This is a genomic window from Thermodesulfobacteriota bacterium, from assembly GCA_040755095.1.
Taxonomy (GTDB): Bacteria; Desulfobacterota; Desulfobulbia; order Desulfobulbales; family JBFMBH01; genus JBFMBH01.
Genome location: JBFMBH010000159.1, coordinates 1 through 9689 on the forward strand (window position 1 = coordinate 1; position 9689 = coordinate 9689).

10 protein-coding genes are annotated in these 9689 nt (G+C 70.9%); 8 read left to right on the forward strand and 2 right to left on the reverse strand.

Annotated features, from left to right (window positions below):
• On the reverse strand, positions 1-231 hold a 231-nt coding region (locus AB1634_17285; GenBank protein MEW6221269.1), incomplete at its 3' end, for an ATP-binding protein.
• 17 nt (positions 232-248) lie between these two features.
• Entirely contained in the window at positions 249-473 is a 225-nt protein-coding gene (locus AB1634_17290; GenBank protein ID MEW6221270.1) for a YMGG-like glycine zipper-containing protein, read from the reverse strand.
• Between the two features lie 111 nt (positions 474-584).
• On the opposite strand from AB1634_17290, the gene galU reads away from it, so the two are divergent.
• The 8 genes from galU to AB1634_17330 form a co-directional block, all read left to right on the forward strand.
• Positions 585-1586: a UTP--glucose-1-phosphate uridylyltransferase GalU gene (galU, locus tag AB1634_17295; GenBank protein MEW6221271.1), complete on the forward strand. Its 1002-nt coding sequence runs from the start codon at positions 585-587 to the stop codon at positions 1584-1586.
• Positions 1583-4027, forward strand: coding sequence for a primosomal protein N' (priA, locus tag AB1634_17300; GenBank protein MEW6221272.1), 2445 nt, complete (start codon positions 1583-1585; stop codon positions 4025-4027). Before galU ends, priA begins: the two co-directional genes overlap by 4 nt.
• 42 nt (positions 4028-4069) lie before the next feature.
• Complete coding sequence (def, locus tag AB1634_17305) at positions 4070-4582, forward strand: peptide deformylase (GenBank protein ID MEW6221273.1); 513 nt, start codon at positions 4070-4072, stop codon at positions 4580-4582.
• Positions 4579-5538, forward strand: a complete 960-nt coding sequence (fmt, locus tag AB1634_17310; GenBank protein MEW6221274.1) for a methionyl-tRNA formyltransferase — start codon at positions 4579-4581, stop codon at positions 5536-5538. The genes def and fmt overlap by 4 nt, the downstream gene beginning before the upstream one ends.
• Entirely contained in the window at positions 5535-6269 is a 735-nt protein-coding gene (locus AB1634_17315) for a VTT domain-containing protein (protein MEW6221275.1), read from the forward strand. Before fmt ends, AB1634_17315 begins: the two co-directional genes overlap by 4 nt.
• Positions 6266-7444 (forward strand): nickel pincer cofactor biosynthesis protein LarC, encoded by a 1179-nt coding sequence (larC, locus tag AB1634_17320; protein MEW6221276.1) that lies wholly within the window; start codon positions 6266-6268, stop codon positions 7442-7444. The genes AB1634_17315 and larC overlap by 4 nt, the downstream gene beginning before the upstream one ends.
• Positions 7441-7908, forward strand: coding sequence for a phosphatidylglycerophosphatase A (locus tag AB1634_17325; protein MEW6221277.1), 468 nt, complete (start codon positions 7441-7443; stop codon positions 7906-7908). Before larC ends, AB1634_17325 begins: the two co-directional genes overlap by 4 nt.
• Positions 7909-8008: 100 nt before the next feature.
• Positions 8009-9689: PEP/pyruvate-binding domain-containing protein (locus tag AB1634_17330; protein ID MEW6221278.1), on the forward strand; the 1681-nt coding region annotated here is incomplete at its 3' end.

A 9689-nucleotide genomic window follows, 5' to 3' on the forward strand; every position in this document is an offset into this window, starting at 1 on the left:
CACACTCTCCACCAGGGTGGCATCGGCGGACGCCTCCTCTCCCCGGAGACCGTGGTCCAGATGGGCGACCACCAGGCGGCTCAAGGCCAGCTCGGGCGCCAGGGCCTGCAACAGCGCCAGGAGCGCCATGGAATCGGCACCACCGGACACCGCCACCACCACCCCGTCCCCAGGGCTCAGCAGGTGGTGCTCCCGGATGCGGGAGAGGATCTGGCGCTCGAGACGGGTCATGAGATCGGGGACATCCTCTACTTCAGCTCATGCACCACAGCACCGCCCACTGCCCCGAGCGCGCCACCAACCACCGCGCCCTTGCTGAGCGAGCTGCCGGTCACGCCGCTGATCACTGCCCCCGTGGCCGCACCCGCAGCGCCACCGGTCAGGATCCTCTGCTGCTGCGCTGTAAGCCCGGCGCACCCACTGAGCAGCGCCACGATCACCATGGTTGCCACGGCCGACATCGCCTTCTTCATGGTGCTCACCTCCCGGCAATACACTGCCTCCGCCTTCCGGGACCTTGCCCACTCAATACAATAAGAACGGCTCGCCATCGTGCGAGGACGGTGGCCAGGGAGGTCCGGAGCGTGGCCGCCTCCGGGATGGCGGTTGGCAGCCCCGAGCGGGATCGTTTACAATACTGCACCTTCCAGCCGGCGGGCAAACCATCCTGCCTGCCACCCGGTCCGTTCCCCAATGTGGAGGAGATCCCCATGCGCATCCGCAAGGCCGTCATCCCGGTCGCCGGGCTGGGCACCCGCTTCCTGCCCGCCACCAAGGCCATCCCCAAGGAGATGCTGACCGTGGTCGACCGGCCGACCATCCAGTACATCGTCGAGGAGGTGGTCGCCTCCGGCATCGAGCAGATCATCCTGGTGACCAGCGAGGGCAAGTCGGCCATCGAGAACCACTTCGACTTCAACTATCAACTGGAGACCCATCTCGCCCAGAAGGGCAAGACCGTTCTCCTGGAGCAGGTCCGCCACATCTCGAACCTCATCGACATCGTCTCGGTGCGGCAGAAGAAGCCCCTGGGCCTGGGCCACGCCATCTGGGTGACCCGGGAGGTGGTGGGCAACGAGCCCTTCGCCGTGCTCCTGGGCGACGACCTGGTGGTGAGCGAGACCCCCTGTTGCCAGCAGATGCTCAACCTCTTTGCCGATGTCCAGGAATCCATCGTCGCTGTCCTGCGGGTGCCCCAGGATCAGACCCACCAGTACGGCATCGTCGAGGGGCAGTCCACTCCGGATCACAAACGGGTGGTGGTGGTGGACCGGCTGATGGAGAAGCCCTCCCCCGGCACCACCGACTCCAACCTGGCCATCATCGGCCGCTACATCCTGAGGCCCGAGATCTTCGAGGAGCTGAGCCGGATCAAGCCCGGCCACGGGGGCGAGATCCAGCTCACCGACGCCCTCCTGGCCCTGACCAGGAAGCGGACCATGTACGCCTACGAGTTCGAAGGCGACCGTTACGACGCTGGGGACAAGCTGGGCTTTCTCAAGGCCATCGTCGCCTTCGCCCTGCGCCATCCGGATCTCAAAGACGCCTTCCGGTCCCATATCAAGGAGGTGGCGGCCGGCCTATGACGGGTCTCGAAGTGGCGGTGGCGGCCCCGCTGGCGCAGACCCTCACCTACCTGCCCCCTGACGATGCAGGCCCGGCCCTCCAGCCGGGCCTGCGGCTTTTGGTGCCCCTGGGCCGGCGGCAGGTGACCGGCTATCTGCTCGCCCCGGCCGAGCTGACCGCCGAGCACCGCCTGCGGCGGGTGACCACGATCCTCGATTCCGAGCCCCTCTTTCCGGCCAGCCTGGTGCCCTTCTTCCGCTGGCTGGCCCGCTATTACCACCATCCCATCGGCGAGGTGATCCGCACCGCCCTGCCCGCTGGTCTGGCCCCCCGGAGCGGCTGGCAGCTGCGCCTGACCGCGGCCGGCCGGGCCGCGCCGGCAGAGCTGGCGGCGGCAGTTGGCGGCGAGCGGCCCTGGCTGGCCCCGCTTCTGGCCAAGGGCGAGCTGTCCATGGCCGCCACGGCCCGGCTGCGCGCCGGCAACGAGCGCCGCCTCCTGACCCGACTCGAGGCCGCCGGCCTGGTTACGCTTAGGGAGGCGCTGGCCGGAGACGGGGTGCGGGTGCGCACCGAGCCGTGGCTCCGGCTGGCGCGGCCGGAGGCGGGCTTTCCGGCCGGTGCCGGCCCGGCAGCCGCCCGGCTGCTGGCCCTCTTCGCCGAGCTGGCCGGCCTTGACCCCGGACAGGCGGTGGCCCGGCGCGCCCTTGTCGCCGGTCTGCCCCGGGCGGGCCGCACCCTGAAGGCGCTGGTGGAAGAAGGGATCCTGGCGGTGGAGGAGCGGGAGGCCTACCGGGACCCGTTCGGCGACGCGCTGCCGGTCCCGGCCCGGCCCCAGACCCTTTCCCCCGAGCAGGAGGCGGCCCTGGCCGCCCTGCTGCCCGCCGTGGCCACCCGGCGCTTCGCCCCCTTTCTGCTCCACGGGGTGACCGGCGCCGGCAAGACCGAGGTCTACCTGCGCGCCGCCGCCGCCACCCTCCAGGAGGGCCGCAGCGTCCTGGTGCTGGTGCCGGAGATCGCCCTGGCGGCGCAGCTGGAGGGCCAGTTCCTGTCCCGGTTCGGCAACCGGGTCGCCCTGTTGCACAGCGGCCTGGGGAGCGGCGAGCGCTACGACCAGTGGCGCCGGCTGCTCCGGGGCCAGGCGACGGTGGCCATCGGCGCCCGCAGCGCCCTCTTCGCCCCCCTGGCCGATCCCGGTCTCATCATCGTGGACGAGGAGCACGACGGGGCCTACAAGCAGGAGGACGGCCTCCGCTACCAGGCCCGGGACCTGGCGGTGCTGCGGGCGCAGCTGGCCGGGGCCGTGGTGCTCCTGGGCTCGGCCACGCCGTCGGTCACCAGCTTCCAGCATGCCCTGGCCGACAAATACCGGCTGCTCACCATGGAGCGGCGGGTGCAGGACCGGCCCCTGCCAACCGTCCGGCTGGTGGATCTCAAGGCGGTGCCCACCGTCTCCGGCCGGCCCCCGTTGTTTGCGCCCGACCTGGTGCAGGCCATGCGGGACAACCTGGCCGCCGGCAACCAGACCCTGCTCTTCCTCAACCGCCGCGGCTACGCGGGCCTGGTCCTGTGCACCGACTGCGGCACGCCGGTGGGCTGCCCCCACTGCCAGATCAGCCTCACCCTGCACAAGAAGCGGGGACAGCTGGCCTGCCACTGGTGCGGGTTTGTCACCGCCCACGCCGCGCTGTGCGCCAGCTGCCAGGGCGCCAACCTGGTACCGGTGGGCTTCGGCACCGAGCGCCTGGAGGAGGAGATCGGCCGCCTTCTGCCCCGGGCCCGCCTGGGCCGCCTGGACCGGGACACCGCTGCCAGCCGCCGCCAGCTCCTGGCCCTGTTGCGGGCGGTGCACGACCGGGAGATCGATATCCTGGTGGGCACCCAGATGATCGCCAAGGGGCACCACTTCCCCCATGTCACCCTGGTGGGCATCGTCTGGGCGGACGCGGGCTTGGGCTTTCCCGACTTCCGGGCTGCGGAGCGCACCTTTCAGCTCCTCTCCCAGGTCATGGGCCGGGCCGGCCGGGCCGACAAGCCCGGTCAGGTGATCGTCCAGACCCACCAGCCCGGCCACTACAGCATCCGGGCCGCCCTGGAGCACGACTACCGGGCCTTCTTCCGGCAAGAGCTGGCCCTCCGGCGCCAGGTGGGCTATCCGCCTTTCTGCCGCCTGGTTTCCCTGCGCCTGGAGGGGGAGGATGAAGCCCAGGTGCAGGAGACGACCACCGAGCTGGCGAAACGGGCCCGACGCCTGGCCCGGGGGCTGGCCGGCCTCACCGTTCTGGGGCCGGCGCCGGCGCCACTGGTCCGGCTCAAGGATCGCTTCCGCTGGCAGATCCTGCTCAAGGGCCGCCAGATCGATGACCTGCACCGGCTCGTCACGGCACTCGAGCTGGAACGCCTTGCCGGCCTAGGGACAGCGGTCCAGATGCACGTGGACGTGGATCCGGAAAGTATGGTATGATCCAGCCCGCTTTGTGCGGAATCCTCTGTGTCCCGTCGAGCCATGCCCATTCTCCCCATCCGCGCCTATCCCGATCCCATCCTCCGCCAGCCTGCCGAGGCGATCGGCAGCTTCGACAGCCAGTTGCGGGACCTGGTGGCGAACATGATCGCCACCATGCACGCGGCGCCGGGTATTGGCCTGGCTGCCAACCAGGTCGGCCTCGGCTGCCGACTGGCGGTGGTGGACCTCTCCTCGTCCACCGAGACCCGGAGCCCCCTCATCCTGGTGAACCCGGTGATCGTCAGCGGCAGTGGCAGCGAGGTCGATGACGAGGGCTGCCTGAGCATCAAGGGCTACACCGCGGGGGTGAAGCGCATGACCAGCATCCTGGTCCGGGCCCAGGATCCCGAGGGCAAGACCCGGGAATTCGAGGCCACCGACCTCCTGGCTCGGGTGATCCAGCACGAGCTGGACCACCTGGACGGCCGGCTCTTCATCGACCGCCTGAGCGCCCTCAAACGCTCCCTGTTCAAGAAACGGCTGGCCAAGATGCTCCGGGAGCAGGAGCCGTGAGTCCGGCCGAGGGCTTTCGCCCCTACCGCATCCTGTTCTACGGCACGCCGAGCTTTGCGGTGCCCTCCCTGGCGGCGCTTCTCACCAGCGGCGAGGAGGTGGTGGCCCTGGTCACCCGGCCGGACAAGCCCAAGGGCCGCGGCAAGCACCTGGCGTCTCCCCCCACCAAGCTTCTGGCCGAGCAGCACGGCATCCCGGTTCTGCAGCCCACCCGCATCCGGGACGAGGCGTTCCGGGAGGCGATCCGGGCCTTGGTGCCGGACCTGGCGGTGGTGGCGGCCTATGGTCGCATCCTGCCCGGCGAGCTCATCCGGCTGCCGCCTTTGGGCACCATCAACGTCCATGGCTCGATCCTGCCCCGCTACCGGGGGGCGGCGCCGGTGCAGTGGGCCATCATCCGCGGCGAGACCGAGACCGGCGTCACCATCATGCAGATGGACGAGGGCCTGGACACCGGCGACATCCTCCATATCGAGCGACTGGCCATCGGCCCCGGCGAGACCGCCGGCCAGCTGGCGGAGCGGATGGCGACCCTGGGCGCCCAGGCCCTGATCAAGAGCCTCGATCTCCTGCGCCGCGGGGAGCTCAAAGCCGTGCGCCAGGATGATCGCCTGGCCACCCTGGCCCCGCCGCTGGCCAAGGAGATGGCCGCCATCGACTGGACCAGGCCGGCTGGTGAGCTGGCCAACCTCATCCGCGGGCTCGACCCCTGGCCCGGCTGCCACACCCTTCTGGCCGGCCGCCGGCTGCGCCTGTTTTGCCCCCGGGCACTGCCGGCCACGAGCAGCGCCCCCCCGGGCACCCTGCTGCGAGCCGCGGCCGATGGCCTTCTGGTGGCCACTGGCGACGGCGCCCTCCTGGTGGCCGAGGTGCAGCTGGAGGGGGGGACCCGCCAGCCGGTGGACGTCTTCCTGTGCGGCCACCCGCTGGCCGCCGGCAGCCGCCTGCCCTCATGAGGCGGCCCAAGGGGGGCACGGTGGGCTGGCTGCTCCTGCTCGGCCTCACCGGCAGCGCCATCCTCGCCTTCCTCCTCCTCGGCCACGACGCCCTCTTCGATTCTGCGGGGCATCTGCGCAACAGGCTGGATCCCGAGGCCCTGCGGGAGAAGTTCCTGGGCTTCGGCTTTCTGGCGCCCCTGGTCTTCATGGGCCTGCAGGCCTTCCAGGTGCTGGCCGCCCCCTTCCCGGGCGAGGCCACCGGCATCCTCGGCGGCTACCTCTTCGGGGTCTGGCCGTCCTTCTTCTACTCCACCCTGGGGCTCACCGCCGGCTCCATGATCGCCTTTGCCGTCGGCCACTTCTTCGGCCACCTGCTCCTGCCCTGGTTCGAGAGATCCGACCACTACCGCCGGTTCAACAAGCTGATCCGCAAAGGGGATTTCGTCATCCCCTTCATCCTCTTTCTCATCCCCGGGCTGCCCAAGGACTTTCTGTCCTATGTCCTGGGCCTCACCACCATGCCGAGCCGGGTCTTCTTGTTCATCACCGGGGTGGCCCGCATGCCCGGCACCATGATGCTCTGCCTGCAGGGCGCCCGGGTCTATGAGGGCAACTGGCAGGCCGTGGCCGGTCTGCTGGCCCTGACCGTGCTGGTCAGCCTGCCCTCCTACCTCTTCCGCCACCAGCTGGTGCTCTGGCTGGCCCGCATGAACAACGGCCACCTCGGCAACGGCCTGAAGCGCCCATGAGCACCCTCTACTGCGACTGCTTCTCGGGCGTAAGCGGCGACATGTTCGTGGCCGCGGCCCTGGACCTGGGCCTGACCGAGGCCCGGCTGCGCAGCGTCCTGGCGCTCCTGCCGGTGTCGGGGTATGAGATGGCGGTCGAGCGGGTGCAGGTGGGGGGGATTGCGGCCACGCGGTTCCGGGTGGAGCTGACCGCCCCCCAGCCGGAGCGCTCCTGGCCGGTGATCCGGGAGATCCTGTCCGCCGCCTCCTTGCCGGCCGGGGTGCAGCGGCGGGCCCTGGCCGTCTTCGCCGCCCTGGCCCAGGCTGAGGCAGCGGTGCACGGCCAGGATCCGGAGGCGATCCACTTCCACGAGCTGGGAGGCGTTGACGCCCTGGTGGATGTGGTAGCCGCCAGCCTGGCGCTGGAGGAGCTGGGGGTGACGGAGCTTCTGGCCTCGCCCCTGCCCCTGGGCCGGGGCTGGGTGGAAAGCGTCCATGGGCCGCTGCCGTTGCCGGCCCCGGCCACCCTGCAGCTCCTGCAGGGCCTGGCCGTGGAGGGGGTGGATCTGGCCATGGAGCTGGTCACCCCCACCGGGGCGGCCATCCTCCGGGCCCTGGGCCAGGGCACCGGGCCCCTGCCCAGCCTGGTGCCGGCCGCGGTCGGCTACGGGGCTGGCACCAGGGAGCGGCCGGACGGCCGGCCCAACCTCCTGCGCCTGATCCTGGGCGAAAGGCCAACCCTGGCCGAGGCCCAGGAGGTGACGGTCCTGGAGACCCACCTCGACGACTGGTCGCCGGAGGGCTTTCCCCATCTGTGCCAGCGGCTCTTGGCCGCCGGCGCCCTGGACGTGGCGGCGGCGCCGCTGGTGATGAAGAAGGGACGGCCGGGCTTTCTCTTGCGGGTGCTCGCCGAGCCGGCCCAGGCCTGGGACCTGGGCCGCATCCTTTTGGCCGAGACCACCGCCATTGGCCTGAGGCACCGGCGGGAAGGCCGCTGGACCCTGCCCCGCCAGCGGGGCACTGTGCCCACCCCCTGGGGACCGGTGGCGGCCAAAAGGATCGAAACCCCGGCCGGGGTGGTGCTCACCCCGGAGTACGAGGCCTGCCGGCAGCTGGCGGACGCCCGGCAGGTGCCGCTCCGGGAGGTCTATGCCGCGGTGGGCCGCTGCCGGCCCGAGGATTTCTCTCGCGCATGACCTGGCTCATCATGGCCATCGCCACCGGCGGCTATGCCGGCTACCTGCCCGGGATGCCGGGCACCTGGGGCTCCCTGGTCGGACTGGGCCTGTTTATTCTGGCGGCAAGCCTTCTGCCCGCCGGCGTCCTTCCCTGGCTCCTGGCCGGGGTGATCGCTGTGGCGGTGGCTGCGGCGGGCTCGGCGGAAAAGATCCTGGACCGCCGGGATCCTTCTGTGGTGGTGATCGACGAGATCGCCGGCATGCTGGTGACCCTGGCCGGCCAGCCCAACGAGCCGTTGTTCTGGCTGGCCGGCTTTGTCCTGTTTCGCCTGTTCGACATCACCAAGCCCTTCCCGATCCGCTGGGTGGACCGGGTGGTGCAAGGCGGCCTCGGCATCGTGGGGGACGATCTGGTGGCCGGTCTTTTTGCCAACCTGAGCCTGGGGCTCCTGGCGCTGGTGGTGGGACACCTCTTCGGGTGAGGCCCAACCCGCCACCAGCGACACCGGGAAGCTGGCCGCCCCCCCGGCGGGCAGCGCCTGGCCTGCGCCATACGACTGACCCGACGCGAGGGAGAACCGGATGGGCCTTGTCCAGGAGCTGATCACCCGGGTGCAGACCTGGCTCAGCATCCGGGAGCCTGGCGCAGCCGGCCAGTCCCTGGAGACGCTCCAGGCCGCCTTCCGCCGCCAGTACGCCAACTTCCGCGCCCTGCTCACCGCCAACAACAACGCCCTGGAGCTCATGGCCGAGATGGAGGAGACCATGGCCGGGGGCCGGCCCTTCGGTATGACCTTTGTCCGGGGGCACAGCACGGCGGTCAGCGTCAATGTCTTCAAGATGGTCCAGCACCTGCTGGAGCTGGGCGGCGGTGAGCGGTATCAGGCCCTGGTGCCGGTTTGCCGCGCCATCACTGCCCGGATCGAGGCAATCTGCGAGCGCACCCCCCCGGCGGCCAGCGGGCCGCCAGTTCTGCCCATGACCGCCATCGGCCGCGAGCATGCGGACCAGGTGGGGGAGAAGATGGCCAACCTGGGCGAGGTGGGTAACCGGGTCGGGCTGCCGGTGCCGCCGGGCTTTGCCATCACCGCTGCCGCGGCCCAGCGCTTCCTGGCTGCCAACCAGCTGCAGGAGGAGATCAACCGCCGGCTGCAGACCCTGGATGTGGACGACCTGGAGGCCCTGTACCAGACCTCGGCCGCCATCCAGAAGCTCATTGCCGCCGCGCCGCTGCCGCCAGACCTGGAGGCCGCCATCCTCGCTGCCTACCACCAGCTGGAGAGCCAGACCCGCCCCGAGGTGCTGGTCTCGTTGCGCTCCAGCGCCATCGGCGAGGACACCGGCTTCGCCTCCTTTGCCGGCCAGTACCGCACCCAGCTGCATGTGGCGCCGGAGTTCCTGCTCCAGACCTACAAGGAAATCGTCGCCGGCAAGTACCGGAGCCAGGCCATCATCTACCGGCTGCAGCGGGGCTTCCGGCACCAGGACGTCACCATGTGCGTCGGCTGCCTGGCCATGGTGGAGGCGCGGGCCAGCGGCGTCACCTACTCCCGCTCGCCCCGGGATCCCCGCAGCTCCTGGCTGGTGGTGAGCGCGGTGACCGGCCTGGCCAAGCAGGTGGTGGACGGGGTGGCGGACGCCGAGGTCTACCGGGTGGACCGCCAGCCGCCCCATCCGGTGCTGCGCCAGGAGCATGGGCACGCCACCAGCAGCCGGCCGCCGGATGGGCTGCCCCTGCCCGGGCCCCTCATTGCGGACGAGATCCGGCAGCTGGCCAGGGTGGCCATCCGCCTGGAGGAGCACTTCGGCAGCCCCCAGGACATCGAGTGGTCCATCGATACCGCTGGTCAGATCATCCTCCTGCAGAGCCGGCCCCTGGGCCTGTTCACCGCGCCGAGCGAGGACGAGGCGCCGGCCAGGGAGGAGGCGGAGGCGCCTGGGCCGGACTGTCTGGCCGCCGGCGGCATCACGGCCAGCGCCGGCGCCGCGTGCGGCCCGGTCCGGGTCGTGCGCTCCAATGTCGATCTGCTTCAGTTTCCGGCCGGCGCCGTGCTGGTGGTGCAGCATCCGTTGCCGGAATGGGCCACCCTTCTGCCCCGGGCGAAGGCGGTGGTGAGCGAGACCGGCCAAGTGGCCGCCCACCTGGCCACGGTAGCCCGGGAGCTGGGCATCCCGGCCCTGTTCCGCCTGCCGGCCGCCACCCGCCTGCTGGAAGACGGGCAGGAGGTCACGGTGGATGCCACCGGCCGGCGGGTCTATGCCG